The sequence below is a fragment of the Phaeodactylibacter luteus genome (assembly GCF_007993045.1).
Lineage (GTDB): Bacteria > Bacteroidota > Bacteroidia > Chitinophagales > Saprospiraceae > Phaeodactylibacter > Phaeodactylibacter luteus.
Window position 1 is genome coordinate 48,591 of record NZ_VOOR01000003.1, and the last position, 19,182, is coordinate 67,772.

Genomic DNA, 19,182 nt, shown 5'->3' on the forward strand with positions numbered 1-19,182 from the left:
TGTGTTAGTTTTGCCGGAGCCCGTCCATGAAGCTGCCGTGGATGATACCACCACCCACCACATCGTCGCCTTCATAAAAAACAGCTGACTGCCCGGGCGCGACCCCCTGCACATTAGCATAAAAGTCGACCTGTACATTATTGCCCATGTTCGTAAGCTGGCTCATCGCCCCTTGGTCCTTATAGCGGATGCGGGTCACCGCTTCGAGCCCATCGGGAATGCGCTCGTACTTCATGTGGTTGACCTGCCCCACCTGCATGCCATTGCGGATGAGCTCGTCTTGAGTGCCCAGCACCACCGTATTCGTTTCCGGCTTGATTTCGGTCACGAACATCGGTTGCCCAAAGGCTACGCCTAGCCCTTTGCGCTGGCCAATCGTATAAAAAGGATAACCTTTGTGAGTGCCGATGACCTCCCCGCTCGTATTGACAAATTGCCCACCGCTGACCCGCTCCTCCAGGCCATCTACCCGGCGCTTGAGGAACCCACGATAGTCATTGTCCGGCACAAAACAGATTTCATAGCTCTCAGCCTTCTTAGACAGCTCCGTATACCCCCAGTCTGCAGCCATTTGACGGACTTCAGGCTTGGTGTAAGGGCCGAGCGGGAAACGGCTGCGCTGTAGGCATTCCTGACTGAGCCCCCAAAGCACGTAAGACTGATCTTTGTGCTCATCCTTGGCTTTGCTGATGTAATGCCGACCACCGCCCTGATTGATGAGGGCGTAATGCCCCGTGGCTATGAATTCGCAGTCGAGCGCATCAGCCCGTTTCAGCAGGGCGTTCCATTTGATGTGCGTATTGCAGAGCACACAAGGGTTGGGGGTACGCCCCGCCAGGTATTCGTCCACAAAATTATCGATGACATAATCACCGAACTCCTCCCGGATATCTATGATAAAGTGATGGAAACCGACCTTCACGGCTACCTCCCGGGCATCGTTGATGGAATCGAGGCTGCAACAGCCCGTTTCCTTTTTCGACCCTCCGGAGTTGGCGTAGTCCCAAGTTTTCATGGTAATGCCTACCACCTCATACCCCATGTCGTGCATCATCATAGCGGTGACCGTGCTGTCGATCCCTCCGCTCATGGCCACCAATACTCTTCCGTGCTTACTCATGTTTGTAAATTCTTCACATTTGGCAGAGCGCTTGTCATCGCTCCGCTTTAACCGTACAAAAGTACAAATTTAGCCTTCGAATAGTTTAGCCGGACCGGAAGTATCCGGCCTGTAAATCAGGCCGCTGTACCTCTTGATGCCACACAAGGGCACAGACACGCCCTCCGGAATACAATTTTGTGCTATATTTGAAATGACACTGTTAAAAGATTCGTTCTTGAACTGCGCATTCATTTCTTCATGGAGCCCCTTGCCCCTAACGGCTCGGCGGCTGCCTAAAAACAGCAAGTGATATGAAATTTCCCATCCGATTTTTGACCCTGGCCCTGCTACTGACTGCCTCTACCCTATTGGCACAGGAGGAATTTGGCGTAGCCTCTTATTACCACGACAGCTTCCACGGCAATGAGACCGCTTATGGCGTCAAGTACGACAAAAAACAGCTGACTGCCGCACACCGGCAGCACCCTTTCGGCACCATGCTCAAGGTCACCCGCCTCGATGACAACCGCTCTGTGGTAGTAAAAGTGACCGATAAGGGGCCATACAAAAGGGGGCGTATCATTGACCTTTCCCGGGCTGCCGCCGAAAAAATAGGGCTGATCCGGGACGGGCTGACGGAGGTCAAAGTAGAGATTGTGGGCAGTGCCCCAAAAACTGAAGTAGCCAACAAAAGCCAAAAAACTAAAGAGCCCACTGTTGCCGCTAAAAACCAAGCAGCAGCTACCGCTGAAGTGGCTAAACCTGCCAAAAAGGCGACAGCAATAGCGGCGGATACCCAAGACAAAGGGGAAGCCCCCGCCCCCAAGCTTGTCGGCAAGGAATACCAGAAGTATGGCTTGTACAAGGTTTCTATCGAGCAGCCCGGGCAAACAGGCTTTGCTGTGCAGGTGGCGTCCCTGACCAACTACGAAAACGTCTTTAAGCAAGTAGCAGACCTGCAGGGCAAGTGGTTCGACAACGTCCTCATCAGCATAGAGGATGCCGGTACGATCCCCATCTATAAAATCATGCTCGGCCCATTCGAGTCGGAAGCTGCAGCCAGCAATTACCGCAAGAACCTCCAAAAGAAACACAAAATCAAAGGCTTTGTGGTAGACCTCAACACCATTGAGTACAACAACCCCAAGCCCTAGATGTGCTAGGCCAGCCTCTCGTTCAAGATGGGTTAGGAAGCCTTAGGGTAAAAGAGGGGGCAGCGCGAAAGCCTTGCCCCCTCTTTTGCGCTCAATGCGCAGCTATTCTACGCTTACCTGCCCGGCCTGTGGCTGCAAGCTCACGAGCTCTTCATCGAGGTTGACCACTTCTATCGCGGTAGGGCTGTCTACAATCTGCAAAGGGCTGACCTGGCCGGCTTTGCCGATCACCTCAAAACAAACAGCATACAATGTACTGCCATCGGGGATAGTCGTCCCTTTTAGGGCATTGTCGATCCAGACTACAGGCATGACGCCCTCTGCTGCCCGTGTTGCGCCAAAATTTTGCCCACTGAGGTAAGGGAGGCCAAAGTTGGCCACCTCTTTGAGCTTAAGCACTGCGGGGTCCCAGGCTACCGTGTATTGCATGGAAAGCAGGCGGGTGAACTGTGTAGCTTTCAGGTCTACACATACCGTACCGCCGGCCTTGGCCACCGTTTCGGCGAAAGCCAGTTGGAGGACAGCATTGCTGATAGGCGGGGTGTAAAACGCTGAAGACTCTACAGCCGGGGTGTTTTCATCCACTGCCGGCGCCTCAGCAACGGGCGCAGCTTTTTCCTCTGCCCCGCTTTTCCCCTCTCCAGAGGGCTCAGCTTGGCAAGACATCACACTTAGGTTCAACAACAGGGCCCAAAAGAAAATCCGGTTCATATACTTTTTGCCCAAAGGTAGGAATCCTTGCCGAAATTGCCGACCGCGCGAGCCCCTGCTGCTTTCGCAAATAGGAATAACTTATTACCTTGTGCAGGGCTTTGTCCATTCGGATTCAAAGCTTGTTGCCCCACAAAAAATCCTAACACCAATGATCAAGCGATACCTTCTGTCTTTCCTATTGCCCGCAGTGGCCCTTACCAGCTGTGTAACCAAAAAGGAATTCCAGGAAATGGAAGACCTCAAAGCCTATTACGAGCAGGAGGCACAAGCAGTAGATTCACTCCAAAACGAATACAACAAACTGGCGGAGGAAAAACGGCAACTGGAAATAGAGGTGAGGAACACCCGCCTAGAGCTGGAGGAGTACGTGGTGACCAACCAAAGCCTTTACCGCAGCTACCAAAATGCCGTAGAACAGATCAACCAGCTGGCGCAAGAGCGCAATGAACTTGATGAAACCACCGCCTACGAAAAGACCAATCTGCAGAAGCAGCTCTCCAGCCAACAGAACTACCTGGACCAGAGCCAGGAGAAGCTCGAAGGGCTCGAATATGAGCTTTACCAGAAAGCCAACCGCCTCACGGCAATGGAGTACGACTATTCCGGCATGCAAGGCAGTTTGCGGCAGAAAGAAGCCCGCATTACAGAGCTGGAGCAAATGCTGGGCGAAAAAGGCGACAACATGGCCAATGTCCGCAATAGCCTGAACGACTTGGTCGATCAGTTTTCCAACCGTGGGCTTTCTGTGGAACAGCGGGGCGGCAAACTGTACCTTTCTCTGAGCGCTGACCTTTTGTTCCCCAGCGGCAGCACCCGGATTGACCAAGCGGGGCAGGAGGCCCTCCGCCAACTAGCCAATGCACTGAAGAACAACCCAGACATTGACATCCTCGTAGAAGGCCATACCGATGCCGACGGTGGCGCCCTGGCCAACTGGAAATTGAGCACAGAGCGGGCCGTAGCCGTTACCCAGATCCTGACCCAGAACGGCGTTCAGGCCGAAAGGCTTACCGCTGCGGGCCGGGGCGAGCACGTGCCTGTAGCATCCAATCAGACGGCAAGCGGAAAAGCACAGAACCGGCGTACTGAAATTGTGATCTCCCCAAAGCTGGATGAAGTGTACGAATTCCTGAGCAATGAGTAAAGCCCCCCTGGCCTTGCTGCTCGGGGCCATTGGGATGGCTTTTGCCCTCAATACAGCAGCCGGGCAGGCCCGCTGTATGGCAGATGCCCATCTGCCCCATCCTTTGCCAGCCCGGGGGCCAGCAGATGAGCTGCTGCTCCCCGTCGTAGTGCATGTGGTATGGCACTCCCCCGAGGAGAACATCAGCGATGCTCAAATCCATTCCCAGATTGAAGTGCTCAATGAAGACTTCAGCGGGCAGGCTGCAGCAGATTTCGATGTCCCTTCGTTTTTCCAGCCGTTGGTCCACGATAGCCAAATTCAATTTTGCCTGGTTGGCATTACCCGGACTTATACCTCTGTTGAAGGCATTGCCTCTGTTTTCCAAAACGGGAAAAGGAGGGTTTGCTATGCTGAGCTGGGCGGGCAGGACGCTATCATGCCAGAGCAGGTGCTCAATATCTGGGTTTCTGGCAGAGGGGACGGCACCCTGGGCAGCGCCACCTTCCCTTGGGAAGCAGCAGACAAGCCACTGGAAGACGGCGTGTTTATCCCCCCCCAATATTTTGGCCGCTTGGGGACGGTAGCCCCCCCCTATCACTTGGGCAAGACCTGTACCCATGAAGTGGGGCATTACCTAGGCCTCAGGCACCTCTGGGGCCCCGGTGCCAATAATTTTGACTGTAACGAGGATGACGGCATTGTGGACACGCCCCTACAGGCCGATACTTACCAAGGGCTCTGCCCCCCCTTCCCCCTAAGCTCCTGTGGGACAGCAGACCTCTACCTCAATTTTATGAATTTTACAGACGATGCCTGCCTGGCGCTCTTCACTCCTGGCCAAACCAGCCAAATGCATGCTTCGGCCGCTGCTTTCCGGCCGGGGCTGCTAGGTGCCGATTGCAGCCCGGTAAGCACGCAAGAAGAAAATTGGACAGCAGGTGTCCAAGTTTACCCTAACCCTTCAACAGCAGGCTGTACAATCAGCTTTCCGGATGATCAGCCGTGGGCCATTACAATTTTCGCCCCTGACGGCCGTTTACTTCATCGGCAAAGAGGCCGTGGCACAGCAAGGCTGGGCACAGAAACAGTGCCTGCCAGCGCTGGCATTTGTTATATAAAAATATCGTATAGGAATAAAATGCTCTTCAAAAAGCTTATTATTGCCCGGTAATCCCATGCGCAGCCTGCAGCCATTCCTCTGTCCATTTAACCAAACTACATCCTAATGCGAAATCAACACTTCCTCCCCCCCGGGAAATTGATGGCCTTCTTGGCAGTAATGGCGCTCGCCTTGGCATTTCAGGGCTGCGGGTCGCCAGCCAGCGTCAGCCTGAGCAAGTTAGCGCCTGTCATTTCTATGTCTAAAGGCCCTTGTTACGGCAGGTGCCCGGTATTTACGCTGACGGTTTACGACAATGGCATCGCCAGCTATAAGGGGGAAATGCATACAGAGCGCCTGGGCACCTATGTGCGCAAGCTGGAAAAAGGCGAGATGGAAAAGCTCCTGAGCGAGTTCAAGCGTGCCAACCTTTGGCAATATAGGGATACCTACCGGGGGCACATCCCGGATATGCAAAGCGTGTCCATCACCTACCACGAAAATGGCCGCCAAAAGACCGTAGCAGGCAAGGAGATACGCCCGAATGCTGTGAAATGGCTGGAAACTCAACTAGACCAGTTGGCACTGACTGATGGCTGGATACTGAAGGAGCCCGCAGCTGCCCAACAGCCAGACTACCTCATCCCCAATCAGCTGTTGGTAGAGCTGCAAGGCGGCACCGACCCGGAAGAATGGGCCTCAGGCTACACGGCTTACGAGATGAGCTACCGCCGCTTTTTGCCGGATACGGATTTCGCCATCTTTTCGTTTGATGACAGCCTGATCAGCCCGGAGGAAATGCTGGGCCAGGTGCGGATGGACGAGGCGGTGCTCAGTGCTGAGTTCAACAAGAAGATTTATGAGGATTTGGGCGAAGAAGCCCCCAAAAGCGAAAAGCCGGAGGCTCCAGAGCAGAAGGCGGCCCCTTCCGGGAAAACAGGCGGCAGCAGATAGGTGCTGCTGTGCTTAGCCCTCCCGGTCAGGAGCTCGGGCTTATGCGGCAGGCAAGGTGAAAATGTGGCTGTTTTGCTGAGGCGGAGCACGTCAAAATAGCATCCTCATCATTGAAGGGCAAATACTAGTGCCTTAAGTCATAAATCTCTGATACTTAAGCTGAAGTTATTTCCCGGCTAACCAAGGCGAAGGTTCGCTCCTTTAGCCCGAGCTAAAGGGGTGGTTCTTTAACGAAGAGTAGGCGGAAAAGAACGAAACTTGGGGTGTCAAGGATTTGTGGGTTGAGACACTAGGGCTTCAGGGTGGCACCGGACTAGCGCTGCGCAGGGGTGTCAAGCCCGTTAGGGCCGAGCGGATAGCGAGCCCCGGAGCATAGCGGCACCTGCCGCGAGGCAGGGGCAGGCCCCATCACATTGTGCAGCAGGGGCAGGACAAAAAAAAAACGGCAATCAGGTTGGCTCCATTCTCATTAGGGGCTATCGAAAAGCGCTAGGCCCGGTCAGGCCGCAACGCCAATTGCAAAGGACGGGGCAAGCTCGGCGATTGCTGTCCGACGATTAACAACAGCGCAAGGGGGAGGAGGAAATGTGGCGCCCGCATAACCGCTTCGTGCAGCCATTGCAATAAGACCGTATCCCAAGCCGCTACCTGTGCATAAGCTAGCGGCCGGGCCAATGTCGTAGCCAAGCCCCACAACACTGCATAGCCAACAAAAGGGCGGGCCCATTTCGCAGGCAGGAAGATGAAAGCGCTCAACACAAAATCCAGCGCGCCTGCAACGATTAAAAACTGCACCGCGGTATTGTCGTCTACCCCCAAAATGCTCATGGTCATGAACACAAACTGCCCGGGCCGGGGGTAGTACCCGAAGGCGTACAGCCCGTGACAGGTAAAAGTCAGGGCAATACCGATAGCCAGCGCCCAACGTATCGGGGCCTCCTCCAAACGTGCTGTGCGGGCAGCCGCCCATGCCAATAAGGCTGGTGAAGCGAACTGCAAGGTGTACTCAAAAAATTGGCCGGCAAAAAAGAACTTCTCTTTGCAGTACAGCCCAGCCAAAAATAACAAGCTGATGCTGCTCAGGTACAAAACAGACCGGCCTGCTGCCCCAGCTTTATGGATAAAGGCTGCCGACAACGCGCCCAGCAAATAGAATAGCCCAGTGCCCCATACGGCCCACTGCACGAAAAGGTCAGTAGCCGGCGAGGTCGCGTAAGTGGCCCAATCTACGCCCAAAAGCCAGCGCACAGGGCCTTCCATCCATTCTTGATCCCAAAAGAGCGTCCGGTAGGGGGCATCCCAGTACAAATGCTGCCAAGCGCGGCCCAACAGCACGGCTGCCGCAGACCACTGCAAAATTCTGAATACTATTGTTGAACGCTTTGGCTGCATCTTTTTCCCTTAATAACGCGAGCTTGAGCACTGCGTATTGTTTGAACGAGTGAGAACAGCACATATAGCGGGCAGAGCGGAGCGAAAATTGGGGGTGCCCTGCACGAGCACCCCCAAAGCGAAGCTTAGCGCATGTTTGGAGCGCTTATGCTTTCCCCTCTACGGGGCCATTCATCAAGAACGCCTTAAGGAATTCGTCCAGGTCGCCGTCGAGCACGGCGTCTGTCTGCGAGGTCTGATAATTGGTCCGATGATCTTTGACCCTGCGGTCGTCAAGCACATAGGAACGGATTTGCGCGCCCCACTCGTTCTTCATCTTACCAGCTTCTACCTTATCTTTTTCTGCCATCTGACGTTCAAGCTCCCGTTCGTACAGGCGGCTTTTGAGCATCTGCAGGGCTTTCTCCCGGTTCATGTGCTGAGATCGTTCCTGCTGACACTCGACCACAATCCCGCTAGGCAGGTGGCGCACCCGCACGGCTGACTCCGTTTTATTGACGTGCTGCCCTCCGGCACCGCTCGATCTGAAGGTGTCCCAGTCCAAGTCTGCAGGATTGACCTCTACTTCGATGCGGTCATCGATCATAGGGTGCACAAAAACGGATGCGAAGGAGGTCATGCGCTTGCCCTGTGAGTTGTAAGGGCTGATCCTTACCAGCCGGTGTACGCCGTTCTCCCCTTTCAACAGGCCATAGGCAAAATCGCCATCAATCTCCAATGCACAAGACTTGATGCCGGCGACATCTCCATCTTGCCGGTTGAGCTCGGAGATTTTGTATCCTTTGCGCTCGGCCCACATGATGTACATGCGCTGCAGCATTTCCGCCCAGTCGTTGGCCTCTGTACCGCCGGCCCCTGCGTTGATTTCCAGGATGGCGCTCAGCTCGTCTTTTTGTTTGTTTAGGGTAGACCGGAACTCCAAGTCTTCCAGCGCAGCTGTAGCGTTGGCGAAGCGGTCGTCCACTTCGGCTTCTGTCCCCTCCCCTTCCTTTAAAAATTCATAGACGACTTCCAGGTCTTCGATTGTAGTCTCTAGCTCCTGAAAAGCCGCCACCCACTTTTTGTGGCTTTTGATTTCTTTCTGAATCGCTTCAGCCCGCTTGGGGTCATCCCAAAAATTGGGATTCATAGTTTGCTGTTCTTTGTCTTCGATTTCGAGTAGCCGTCTATCGACGTCAAAGATACCTCCGCAAACCAGCCAGGCGGTCCTGCAGCTCCTTAAGTTGATCTGCTGTCATGATATTGCCTTCTGTCTTGGTTTGGGAAAGCCGAGGGCTTTCCACAATAGTTATTAGAAATGAAAGCTGGTGCGGGCTTCCCCTTACCAGCCTGTTGTGCTTATCCGGATGAAAGCGCTTACTTAGCGCTGACCAATTCAACGTAAAACATCAGTTCAGCGTTCGCGGGGATGCGCGGCGGCGACCCTGCTGCTCCATAAGCCAGATCGGATGGGATGAACAAAGTAGCTTTCGCGCCTTCTTTCAACAATGCGATGCCCTCGTCCCAGCCTGGGATCACACGGCCCTGCCCAAGTGGGAACTCGATAGGGTTGCCGCGGGAGAAAGAGCCGTCAAATTTAGAGCCATCGGAAGTCAGCGCGCCATAGTAATGTACGCCTACCAGCTTGCCCGCTTCAGCCTGTGCGCCGCTGCCCTGCTCGTGGATGATGTACTTCAGCCCTGAAGGGGTAGTCTGCAGTTCGCCTTCCAAGCTTCCTGCTTTGTAGGCGGCGAGGGTCTCCTGAGCCATAGCTTCCACCTCCGGAGCACGCTCACGGACCACAGCAGCTTCCGCTTCCATTGCGGCCTGCTTCTCTTTTTGTTCTGCCATGTAATCGTCTGCCGACTGTATTTTGGTCAGGACCAAATCGTAGATGATCTCATCTGAATCTTTGAAGCCCATCGGTTTATTAGGCATCGTATCTATCCTGATAAAGACCGTAGCGCTATCTCCGACCCCAATCAGACGCAGGACCTCTTCAACAGGGGAAGGGTTGCGCCCGGGCAGGTCGTTTACGGGTATTTGCATAGAGGGGGCCTGGCCAGACTCCCGGCTGCTGATGACTACGGAGTCTTGGTTGCGCATTTGCGCATGGAAGGTGACATAATCGCCTGGGATAGGTTTTTGGCCACCGTTATCGGTGTGTACGACATACTCGTAACCGCTTGCAGTAGTTTGCCGGGATGCTTCCTTTTGGCAGGAAACCACAGCCAAGGCTGCGATCAGAACGAGCAAATGTTGGATTCTCATAAAGGATTTATTGAATTGAGATATGATGAATACGATTCTGTTGTGGCTGCCTGTGCAGGCCAGGCAAAGGTAAGGTGCTTCCTTTACATTTTCACCTGTGCTAAACGGTAGTCGCCTCCAATTTGGATTTGTACTGCGGCAACAGCGCTTTGAACCTCTTGAGCGTCACCTCCAGCGGCTGAAAAGAAAAGCCGCCAGAGGCATTTTGATGCCCCCCGCCCTTAAAGTGTTTACGTGCGATCTCCTGAACAGAAAAGTCGCCTTTAGACCTCAGCGAAATCTTGACGATCGTCGGCTGCTCGGTAATAAAAGCAGCCATTTTAACTTCTTTGACTTTCAGCAGATAGTTGACGATCCCCTCTGTATCCCCACGCTGAATATCGAAGTCTTCGTAATCCTTCTTTGTCAGGTAAATGATGCCGGTGTGGTACTCCGGCAAAATCTCCATTCGGTTGTTGAGGCAGTGCCCAAGGAGCTTGAGGTGCTTTTCGCGCAGGCTGTTATTGATGTAGTCCTGCACCTTGTAATCATCAACTCCCAGCTCTACCAGATTGGCCACCGTACGGTACAGCTTGGGTGAAGTGCTGTAGCGGAAAGAGCCCGTATCGGTAATGATGCCCGTAAACAGGCAAGCGCCTATGACATCATCCAGCTCCTGCTCCTGCCCCAGCAGGTGGACAAAATCAAAGACCAGCTCGCAGGTGGAGCTTGCGGAGGTGTCCGAAAGCACAAAGTCAGCGAAGCCTTCGGGGTACAGGTGGTGGTCGATCATGACCTTTTCGGCTTTAGCCGGCCCCACCAGCTCCCCCAGTTTGTCAATGCGGTCGAGGGCATTGAAATCCAGGCAAAAAATCAGGTCGGCCCGGCCGACCAGCTCTTCGGAGTACTCCGGGTCTAAGTCATAGATGGTAATCCGCTCTGCATCGGGCATCCAAGCGAAGGCCTCAGGGTATTCGGAAGGCGTAATGACCCGCACGGTATGCCCGCCCTTGTTCAGAAAATGATACAGGCCCAAAGAAGAGCCCATTGCATCGCCATCAGGGTTCCTGTGCGTAGTGATTACAATATCGCGCGGTGTTCCCAAGAGCGCTTTCAGGTCGTTTATGTTATCCATATGATGGTAAAAGCTATGGCCGGGAGGGTATTTTGGTCTGAAATAAATAGGACGGCAGCACCCCGGCAAGGGCAAATTGGCAGCACTTGCCCGCTGCTTGTCCGCGAAGTTGACAAAAAAAGTGAATTTAACCAAAATATAAGGTTGCCCGTTCACAGGTTTACAGTGCTTTCCTTACTTTTGCAGCGCTTTTTAAAAACCAGAAAAAACAAAAAAATGGCTGGAAACAGAACTTTCACCATGATCAAGCCGGACGCAGTCAAAGCCGGGCATATCGGAGGTATCCTTGCAAAAATCAACGACGCAGGTTTCCGCATCGTTGCCATGAAGCTGACCAAGCTGTCTACTGAAAAAGCCGGTGAGTTTTACGAAGTGCACAAGGAGCGCCCTTTCTATGGCGAACTCGTTGAGTTCATGTCTTCTGGCCCCATCGTAGCGGCTGTCCTTGAAAAAGACAACGCCGTGGAAGATTTCCGCACCCTGATCGGCGCTACCAACCCGGCTGAAGCTGCGCCAGGCACTATCCGTGCCCTTTATGCCAAGAGCATAGGCGAAAATGCAGTACACGGCGCAGACTCTGACGAGAATGCAGCCCGGGAAGCCAGCTTCCACTTCGCGGCTACTGAAATGTTCTAACGAACCGCTGCACCACCCAGAAGGGCATGCAGCACAAGCGCCAACTGGCAAATTTGCCGGTTGGCGTTTTTTTATACTGCCCGCAAACATCTCCGATTGCCCATCCGTTCCTATCTTAGAGCAGTCTTGAGCCTGTATAACTATCGACAGCCCCTACCCTATAGCTCTACATAATCATAAACAACTGGCTAACAACTAGTTAAAAGGCCCAGACACACGCTTAGCTCCGTAACCTGAACAGCACAACAACCATCATCGCCTTGCCCAACCAACGCTTGCATTTATTGTGGAAATGGACCTGGCGCATGCTCGCGGCCCTGCTCATCCTCTTGGCTGTGCTCTGGGGCGCTCTTCAGCTGCCTGCTGTCCAAAACCGTATTGCCCGGGAAACGGCCAGCTACCTCTCGCACAAGCTCGGCACACCGTTCTCGCTCGACCGGGTTTACATTGATTTTTTCAACCAGCTGACCCTGGAAGGCCTCTACTTGGAAGACTTACAAGGTGATACCTTGCTCTATGCTGGCCGGCTGCAAGTACAGCTCAGCCTCTTCGCCCCTCTACAACAGCAGATCACAGTTGACAATATCGCGCTATCCAATGCTCGTGCGCGGGTCTACAACAACCGCACTGATGCTACCTTCAACTACCAATTCTTGGTTGATGCCTTTGCATCTGATGCCCCCACAGATACTACTGCCCAAACTTCCCCGTGGGCCATCGGCCTCAAGGATATTTCCCTCCGAGATATCCGCTTGTCCTTCGCAGACAGCCTGCAGGAAGCTTACTACTATAGCCAAATTGGGCAGCTGGAACTACAGGCCCAGTCATTTGACCTGGAGCAACAAACCATAGCTATCCGTGACCTCTTATGGTCTGACAGCTACCTCGAAGTCAAAGTCAGGTCAGAACCGAGCGTGGCAGAAACGCCTGCCCAGGCGCAAGCTACTGGTTTTTCCTGGCCCTACACCGGATGGGATATCTCATTGGGGCAAATGGAATGGGCCAACCTCAGCGTAGCATTCGATGACTTCGGGAGCCCTCCTTTGCCCTATGGTAATTTCGACCCAGCCCATATCCATCTGGAGGAGCTGTCGCTAAAAGGCGAAGGATTATCCTGGTCTTCGGCCCAGCTGTCTGCAGGCCTTACCCAGCTTGCTTTCCGCGAACAGAACGGCTTCGAGCTCAGGGCTCTGAGCTTTCAGGCAAACCTTACTCCTCAATCGGCCCAACTGGCCAAGCTGCAGTTCGCTACGCCATACTCTAGCCTGGCCCCCTCTACCGCCAGCCTTTCATTTGATGACCTAAACGCCCTATCTGCCCTCAAGCCAAATACTGGGCTGTCTCTTGATGTCCCTCAGCTCACCCTTGCACGCCAAGACCTTAGCTACTGGGCAGGGGCCTTGCCGGTGATCTCCAATGAAAAAGACTGGGCCATCAACAGCACAGCCACCCTGAACGGTAGCCTTGCACAGATCAAGGGCAAGGTGAGCGCTCAGGCGGGGAAAGCATTTGCGCTAAACCTTTCCGGCCAGGTGAGCGCGCCTGCACAGGCAGGCCTCCTATCTTATGAGGGGGAAACACGGGCAGAGGGAGACTTTGCACTGCTGAAGCCGCTGTTGCAAAAAGGGGCCCTGCCAGATAGCCTTGTGCAATGGGGGCGATTTGCCTTCAGCGCCACGCTCAGAGGAAGCCTAGAAAAGCTGGACATTCCGGTTTTGGAGCTAAAAACCGCAGCTTCAACTTCCCTACTGGGGCAGGTAAAACTGGATATCCCTTCACAGAACCGCCCTTTGGCCTACGCCTTTCAATGCCAGGCCCTGCAAAGCTCAGCCGAAGACCTACGCCCTTTCATCGGTACAATAACAGAGCTGGAGCGCATGGGCCCCTTAAACTGGTCTGGGCTCATCAAGGGCAATGCTGATAGTATTTTTATCGATGGCTCGCTCCAAACAGCCGCCGGCCAGTTGGCGCCAAGCCTGTCTTTGTCCTTTGTAGGCCCAATAGCCTACTCCGGCTCCCTCAACGTGCCCTCCTTCAACCTGGGGCAAGTGCTTGCTGCCCCCACACTTGGGGAGGTTAGCCTAAATGCCCGATTCGAAGGGTCAGGGGCATCCCCCGACAACCTTATTGCCAACCTGCAGCTGGATGTTCAGCAGGCAGGATACAACGGCTACACTTATCGGGGCTTGCAAATACGCGCCAAAGCAGCGCAAGGCGTTTACGAAGGAAGCATCTCTGCTGACGATCCGCTTGCAGACCTCAGCCTTACTGGACAATACCGATCGGACTCCCTTATGCCAGCCATAGCCCTTGAAGGGGAAATCCGCTACCTTGATATGCAGCAGCTCAACCTCTACCCTGCCCCCCTTGCCTTGTCTGTCAGCCCATCTGTCAACATTCAAGGGCTCCACCCCGATGACCTTAACGGGCAGGCGCTCCTGCTTGGGCTACGCTTGGTGCAGGAGGAAAAGCAACTCGTTGCAGACCGTATCGCCTTACAAGCCCAGGCTCCGGAAGGTTCACAGCCCGGAGAGATACGCCTTTCCTCCCCCTTTGCAGACGCAACCCTATCCGGCAGCTACGAACTGGGGGTTTTCCCAAAGCACTTGATGGCTTTTGCCGATACTTTTTTCCCGCTCGGCCGGCTGCTAGGGCAGGATGTCAAATCAGATACCCTCCCCCTGCCTGCACAAGCTTTCGAGGCCAGCATCAAGCTCAAAGATACGCAGGCCTTTACAGACCTTTTCCTTCCTGCCCTCCGCCTGCCCGCAGGGGCCGCCTTTCAGGCTCGGTTTGACAGCGAGGCCAGGCTGCTCAATGCCGAGCTATCGGTTGAAGCATTGCAATATGGCCTTTTCAAAGCTGACACCGTGGCTTGGGCAGTATATGGCGACACAGCGGGCATTAGGCAGCTGCTGAGTGCAGAAAAAGTCTGGCAAGACACCACAACATTAGCGCAACAGCTCCGCATAGGGGGCGAACTACTCCGGGACAGCTTATTTGGGGCTTTTTCTGTCGGCCCTGCTGACGCCCCCCCTAGGCTTAGAGCAGGTATGTATGTAAAAGCGGTAGACAGTTTGTTCCAACTCCGGCTAAGCCCTCCGTTTTTCCTCAATGGCAAAGAGTGGCAGATCCCGGAGCGCCACAGCCTGCTGTTTGGGCCAGGCTACTTGTATGCTCACCAAGTAGGGATAGCCCGGAACGGCAACCGCGTCACCCTCCAAAGCGATAGTGCAAGCACCGAAATGCCCATCCCCCCGCTAGGGCTCTTTTTCGAAGATTTCCGCTTGCAAGAGCTCTCCCAGGCCATTGGGCTCGAGGCTGGATACCTTAGCGGGAAACTGAACGGGAGCGCAACGGTGAGCCCTGCCGACAGCCTTCAGCCTTACCGGGCTGACCTCGGCATTTACGACCTGACACTTGACAAGGTGAAGCTAGGGGACCTGACGCTGAAAGGGGCGCCGGACACTAAAGGCAACCGAATAAATGCGATGGCCAAGCTGCAGTCCGGCAGCCAGGCCCGTTTGATAGCCAACTTGGAATATGACCTCAACACCAGCCAGGCTAACGGCACAATCAAAGCTGACCGTATGCCGGTCAGCCCGTTCGATTTCTTTGCCCAGGGCAGCATACGGGACAGCAGGGGGTACCTAAGCGCCGACCTCAAGCTTGCCCCTGCGGGCGAGGCCCTGCCACAGGTCACAGGCACCGTATCAGCCGATAGCCTGTCTACCTTTATAGATTACCTGCAGGCCCGTTTCACCATCCCACAGCACCAGATCAATTTCCAGCCCGGGCAAATCCTCCTGGGCCGTGTCCCTTTGGTTGATGAAACCGGGCAGCGGGCTTCCCTTAGCGGAGACATTGCCCATCAAGCATTCTCACAGTTTAGGCTAAACCTCCTGTTCGACGCTCCTAACTTCCAGGTCATGAACACTCAGGCAGCAGACAACGACCTGTTTTTTGGCAAAATACAGCTGGGCACGACCGCCCGCTTGTCCGGCAGCCCAGATGACTTGAGGATCGACATCCAAGCGACCACCATGCCAGGCACCAAGCTTACGGTACTCCCGCTTACCGAAGCCGAAGCCGTCACCCAAGAGGACTACATCATTTTTGGCAACCCGGAAATACGTGAAGCCGCCACCGCGGATAGCCTTTATCAGATAGCCCCTGCTGGCTATAACATCTCCCTACAGCTGAACCTGACGCCAGAAGCAGAAATCATAGCCATCATCGACCCCGCTACCGGAGATCAGCTTACCGCACGAGGGAAAGCCAACATACAAGTGGAGCTCCTGCCCAATGGCAACCTGAGCACCACCGGCACAATTGAAATCACAAAAGGCAGCTACCAGCTCAACTATGAAGGCCTGGTGAAAAGGAAATTTGAGGTTGCCCCGGGCGGCACCATTTTTCTGCCAGGCGACCCGCTTGGGGCACGCTTTGACCTCGCCGCCATTTACCGGACGGAGGCGCCCGTCCTGCCTATCCTACAGCAAGAAGCCACCCTGACTGCGGACCAGGAGCAAGCTGCGAGGCGTCGGCAGCCTGTTGCGGTAAGAATGGCCATGACCGGCACATTGGAAGCACCTGAGATACACTTCAGCCTGAGCGCAGGCGAAAAGGTATCAGGCAACCTGGCTGAGCTGATACAACAGAAATTCAACCAGCTGGCAGATGAAGAGACAGAGCTGAACAAACAGGTTTTTGGGCTGCTGCTCTTCAATGCCTTTTTAGGCGGGCAAAGCGACGGCAGCCTGGCCGCTGCTGGGGAGAACATCGCCCTGTCCAGCGTCAGCAGTATGTTGACCAATCAGCTCAACCGGCTGGCCGAACAATACGTAGACGGTGTCGACCTCAACGTTGGCATCGACTCTTACAATACTGGGGGCATCAGCTCTGGGGAGACCATTACCGAGCTCAACCTCGGCTTGTCCAAGCAGCTGTTCAACGACCGCATCTCCGTGGAGGTTGGCGGCAACGTGGGGGTGAGCGAAAGCCAAGCCTCTGGCCAGCAGACTGTGCTCGCGGGCGATTTCCTGCTCGAATACAGGATTACGGAAGATGGGCGCTACCGCTTGCGGGTGTTCCGCCGCCCCGGCTACGATATTTTCACCAATGGCACCCGGACTGGCGCCAGCCTGCTGTTCCGCAAATCGTTTGGCAGCCCTGCCCAAGACACTGCCCGCAGTTCAAATCCTGAGCGCCATGACTGAGAAGCAGATTTTTATAGCTTTACTGGCAGCGAGCCTCCTCTTTGCTTGCCAACCGGCCCGCCGGCTTTCAGAAGGAGAGCTGTTGCTGACCGGAGTGGGCATACAGACAGCAGCCCCTGCCAAGGGCCTGAATGAGGGGGAAGCTGCCGCACAGCTGAGGCAATCCCCCAATGCAGCTTTCTTGGGCACCTACCCTAGGCTCGGTATCCACAACGCTTTTCACGACAAGAAAAAGGGCATAGGCAAATGGATACGCGAGAAGCTCGGTCAACCGCCTGTTACTTTTGACCCCGACCGGGCAGAGCTAGACCGGCTGAGGCTAGAAAAATGGATGCAGGACGAAGGGTTCCTTCAAGCCGAAGCACAGATGGACACTGCCGTCCGAAAAGCCCGTGTAGAAGTCAGTTATCAGCTCTACCCCGGCCCTAGGTATAGGGTGGATTCTGTCAGCTGGCCTACCGATACCCGAGCCATATCCCAACTGCTGTTGGCCATGCGCTCGGAAGTCCCCCTACAGCCTGGCCGCCCATATCGCATAAGAGACCTGAACGCCACCCGAGAGCAATTGGCTGCTGCCGGGCAAGATGCGGGCTTCTTTGGGCTTAGCCGCCAACAGTTTTTTTACTACGTAGATACCCTCCCTGGGCAGCAGAGCGCTATCGTAAGCCTTCGGTTATCCCCTCCCCCGCAAGGCCAGCCTTTTCAAAAACACTACCTTGGGCGCACCTATATATTCCCTACCTACCAGCTGGGAGAAGAAAGTAGCGGCGCAGATACTACGTACCACGATGGGCTAATCTTCATACAGCAACAGCAGTTTGTGAGCAGCCAGGCCATCGCGCGTTCTGTCCTGCAAAGAGAGCAAACACTGTTCAGGCAGCCCCTGCAACAGAAATCGCTGAACCGCCTGCTAGGCCTGGGCCCTTATAAATTTGCCAACCTTAAATACGATACCCGGAGAGCAGGGGACAGCCTGCTAGTAGACCGCTACTTTTACCTAACCCCTGGCTTGCCGCAGGATTTTTCCGCAGAGCTTGAAGCCAGCACCTTGAGCACGGCAAGCAGCTCCATTAACGCAGGGCTGAGCCTAGACTATACCCACCGCAACCTGTTTGGCAATGCGGAGCAGCTACAGCTCAGGGGCTCGGCCAATGCGGCCACACAGCTTGGGCAGGAAGTAGACTTCATCAACAGCATCAACCTGAGCGCTCGGGCTGGCCTTTCCTGGCCCGGGCTTATCGCCCCTTTTGGCTTATTGGGGACAGAGCAAGCCTGGCAAGCCAAAACCACCGCTAGCGTACAAGCAGACTTTCAGCGGCGGACCGGGTTCTTCTCGGTCTTTTCAGCTTCTGGCAGCTGGGCCTACGAATGGCAGCCTGGCCGCCTGCACCGGTACCGCTGGCTGCCATTTCAGCTCACACAGACCAATTTACTGAGCAGTACCCCTGCCTTTGATGAGCGCCTTGCCGCAACGCCCAGGCTGCAAGCCAGTTTTCAGAACAACCTCATCCTGAGCACCCAATTTGAGTACAGCTACAGTGAAGAGGAGCCCGGGAAACGCCAAAACTACCTGCGCATGAATGCAGTGGTAGAGCCTGCTGGCAATCTGGCTTTTCTGGCAAGGCGTGCGGCTTCCGGCCCACAAGACGCCCCTTTTGAGCTGTTGGGCTTGCCCTTTGCACAGTTTTTCAGGGCAGAAGGCACCATTACACAGCATTGGTTTGGCCGCAAAGACGAATGGGCAGCACGGCTGAACATAGGAGCAGCCCTGCCCTATGGCAATGCCTCTGCCATCCCGTACATCCGGCAGTTTTTCGTGGGGGGGAGCAACAGCATAAGGGCCTGGCAAATCCGGGCATTAGGGCCCGGGGCGACCCCCGTCGAAGCATTAGATGCCGGCAATTTTCAGGACCAGACCGGGGACATAAAGCTGGAAGCCAATATAGAGTACCGCTTCCCGCTGTTCAGTTACCTCAAGGGGGGCCTTTTTGTAGATGCAGGCAACATCTGGCTGGCACAAGGAAGCGAGCCAGAGGCTGTATTCAACTGGAGCCGCTTCCCGGAGCAAATCGCAGTGGGCGGAGGGGCCGGGCTAAGGCTGGATGTAACCTACTTCGTCCTCCGCATGGATATCGCTGCGCCATTCAGGAAACCTTACCGCCCAGCAGGGCAACGCTGGGTATTTGACGAAATGGCGCCGCGCCGCGCAAGCTGGAGGGCCCAAAACCTGGTTTTCAACTTGGCGCTGGGCTATCCGTTTTAGCGCCAAAAAGGGGGGCAACGCTATAGCCAATCAATTCCGTGCAGAAATAGTTGCTCCCGGCTAAGCAATTCTCTGGCTCGTGCTGTTGTTATGTCGGAACACATCCGTCAAACCGTTATTTTTTAGTATCATTGCCGGAATAATCCGCTGAAATAATCT

At 54.7% G+C, this 19,182-nt stretch carries 13 protein-coding genes; 7 read left to right on the top strand and 6 right to left on the bottom strand.

Annotated elements, in window-relative coordinates:
• Positions 1 to 4 precede the first annotated feature (4 nt).
• Complete coding sequence (gene mnmA, locus FRY97_RS01995) at positions 5 to 1,120, bottom strand: tRNA 2-thiouridine(34) synthase MnmA (RefSeq protein WP_147165746.1); 1,116 nt, start codon at positions 1,118 to 1,120, stop codon at positions 5 to 7.
• Positions 1,121 to 1,413: 293 nt separating this feature from the next.
• Here mnmA and FRY97_RS02000 point away from each other — a divergent pair, with 293 nt between their 5' ends.
• Positions 1,414 to 2,256: a septal ring lytic transglycosylase RlpA family protein gene (locus FRY97_RS02000; protein WP_147165747.1), complete on the top strand. Its 843-nt coding sequence runs from the start codon at positions 1,414 to 1,416 to the stop codon at positions 2,254 to 2,256.
• A 102-nt stretch (positions 2,257 to 2,358) separates the two neighbouring features.
• Here FRY97_RS02000 and FRY97_RS02005 read toward each other — a convergent pair whose 3' ends face one another.
• On the bottom strand, positions 2,359 to 2,967 hold the full coding sequence (locus FRY97_RS02005) for a cohesin domain-containing protein (protein WP_147165748.1): 609 nt from the start codon (positions 2,965 to 2,967) through the stop codon (positions 2,359 to 2,361).
• A 151-nt stretch (positions 2,968 to 3,118) separates the two neighbouring features.
• Between FRY97_RS02005 and FRY97_RS02010 the strand changes: the two genes are divergently transcribed.
• From FRY97_RS02010 to FRY97_RS02020, 3 genes are read left to right on the top strand one after another with little or no spacing between them, the layout of a single operon-like run.
• Entirely contained in the window at positions 3,119 to 4,114 is a 996-nt protein-coding gene (locus FRY97_RS02010; RefSeq protein WP_147165749.1) for an OmpA family protein, read from the top strand.
• Positions 4,107 to 5,267 (top strand): zinc-dependent metalloprotease, encoded by a 1,161-nt coding sequence (locus FRY97_RS02015; protein ID WP_147165750.1) that lies wholly within the window; start codon positions 4,107 to 4,109, stop codon positions 5,265 to 5,267. The genes FRY97_RS02010 and FRY97_RS02015 overlap by 8 nt, the downstream gene beginning before the upstream one ends.
• Positions 5,268 to 5,321: 54 nt before the next feature.
• A complete protein-coding gene (locus FRY97_RS02020) occupies positions 5,322 to 6,149 on the top strand; it encodes a DUF6438 domain-containing protein (protein ID WP_147165751.1) in 828 nt (275 codons plus the stop codon).
• Positions 6,150 to 6,638: 489 nt separating this feature from the next.
• On the opposite strand, the gene FRY97_RS02025 is transcribed toward FRY97_RS02020, so the two are convergent.
• The 4 genes from FRY97_RS02025 to FRY97_RS02040 all read right to left on the bottom strand — a co-directional run bounded on the left by FRY97_RS02025 (position 6,639) and on the right by FRY97_RS02040 (position 10,905).
• Entirely contained in the window at positions 6,639 to 7,505 is an 867-nt protein-coding gene (locus FRY97_RS02025) for a hypothetical protein (RefSeq protein ID WP_147165752.1), read from the bottom strand.
• Between the two features lie 181 nt (positions 7,506 to 7,686).
• Positions 7,687 to 8,779, bottom strand: a protein-coding gene (gene prfB, locus FRY97_RS02030) for a peptide chain release factor 2 (RefSeq protein WP_147165753.1) whose coding sequence is annotated in 2 segments (ribosomal slippage) — positions 7,687 to 8,718 and positions 8,720 to 8,779 — 1,092 coding nt in all. Because the reading frame shifts where the segments join, the coding sequence is not laid out codon by codon here.
• A 118-nt stretch (positions 8,780 to 8,897) separates the two neighbouring features.
• Positions 8,898 to 9,791: an FKBP-type peptidyl-prolyl cis-trans isomerase gene (locus tag FRY97_RS02035; protein ID WP_147165754.1), complete on the bottom strand. Its 894-nt coding sequence runs from the start codon at positions 9,789 to 9,791 to the stop codon at positions 8,898 to 8,900.
• 100 nt (positions 9,792 to 9,891) lie between these two features.
• Entirely contained in the window at positions 9,892 to 10,905 is a 1,014-nt protein-coding gene (locus FRY97_RS02040; protein ID WP_147165755.1) for a DHH family phosphoesterase, read from the bottom strand.
• 216 nt (positions 10,906 to 11,121) lie between these two features.
• Between FRY97_RS02040 and FRY97_RS02045 the strand changes: the two genes are divergently transcribed.
• From FRY97_RS02045 to tamL, 3 genes are all read left to right on the top strand, one after another.
• Positions 11,122 to 11,541, top strand: coding sequence for a nucleoside-diphosphate kinase (locus tag FRY97_RS02045; RefSeq protein WP_147165756.1), 420 nt, complete (start codon positions 11,122 to 11,124; stop codon positions 11,539 to 11,541).
• Between the two features lie 260 nt (positions 11,542 to 11,801).
• A complete protein-coding gene (locus FRY97_RS02050; RefSeq protein WP_147165757.1) occupies positions 11,802 to 16,760 on the top strand; it encodes a translocation/assembly module TamB domain-containing protein in 4,959 nt (1,652 codons plus the stop codon).
• The gene (gene tamL, locus FRY97_RS02055; RefSeq protein ID WP_170254460.1) at positions 16,753 to 19,023 is read left to right on the top strand and encodes a translocation and assembly module lipoprotein TamL; all 2,271 of its coding nucleotides are present in this window, start codon (positions 16,753 to 16,755) and stop codon (positions 19,021 to 19,023) included. The genes FRY97_RS02050 and tamL overlap by 8 nt, the downstream gene beginning before the upstream one ends.
• Positions 19,024 to 19,182: the final 159 nt, after the last annotated feature.

Excerpts from the sequence above, each read along its gene's own strand:
- mnmA (WP_147165746.1), bottom strand. The coding sequence starts at position 1,120 with ATGAGTAAGCACGGAAGAGTATTGGTGGCCATGAGCGGAGGGATCGAC.
- FRY97_RS02000 (WP_147165747.1), top strand. The coding sequence starts at position 1,414 with ATGAAATTTCCCATCCGATTTTTGACCCTGGCCCTGCTACTGACTGCC.
- FRY97_RS02005 (WP_147165748.1), bottom strand. The coding sequence starts at position 2,967 with ATGAACCGGATTTTCTTTTGGGCCCTGTTGTTGAACCTAAGTGTGATG.
- FRY97_RS02010 (WP_147165749.1), top strand. The coding sequence starts at position 3,119 with ATGATCAAGCGATACCTTCTGTCTTTCCTATTGCCCGCAGTGGCCCTT.
- FRY97_RS02015 (WP_147165750.1), top strand. The coding sequence starts at position 4,107 with ATGAGTAAAGCCCCCCTGGCCTTGCTGCTCGGGGCCATTGGGATGGCT.
- FRY97_RS02020 (WP_147165751.1), top strand. The coding sequence starts at position 5,322 with ATGCGAAATCAACACTTCCTCCCCCCCGGGAAATTGATGGCCTTCTTG.
- FRY97_RS02035 (WP_147165754.1), bottom strand. The coding sequence starts at position 9,791 with ATGAGAATCCAACATTTGCTCGTTCTGATCGCAGCCTTGGCTGTGGTT.
- FRY97_RS02040 (WP_147165755.1), bottom strand. The coding sequence starts at position 10,905 with ATGGATAACATAAACGACCTGAAAGCGCTCTTGGGAACACCGCGCGAT.
- FRY97_RS02045 (WP_147165756.1), top strand. The coding sequence starts at position 11,122 with ATGGCTGGAAACAGAACTTTCACCATGATCAAGCCGGACGCAGTCAAA.
- tamL (WP_170254460.1), top strand. The coding sequence starts at position 16,753 with ATGACTGAGAAGCAGATTTTTATAGCTTTACTGGCAGCGAGCCTCCTC.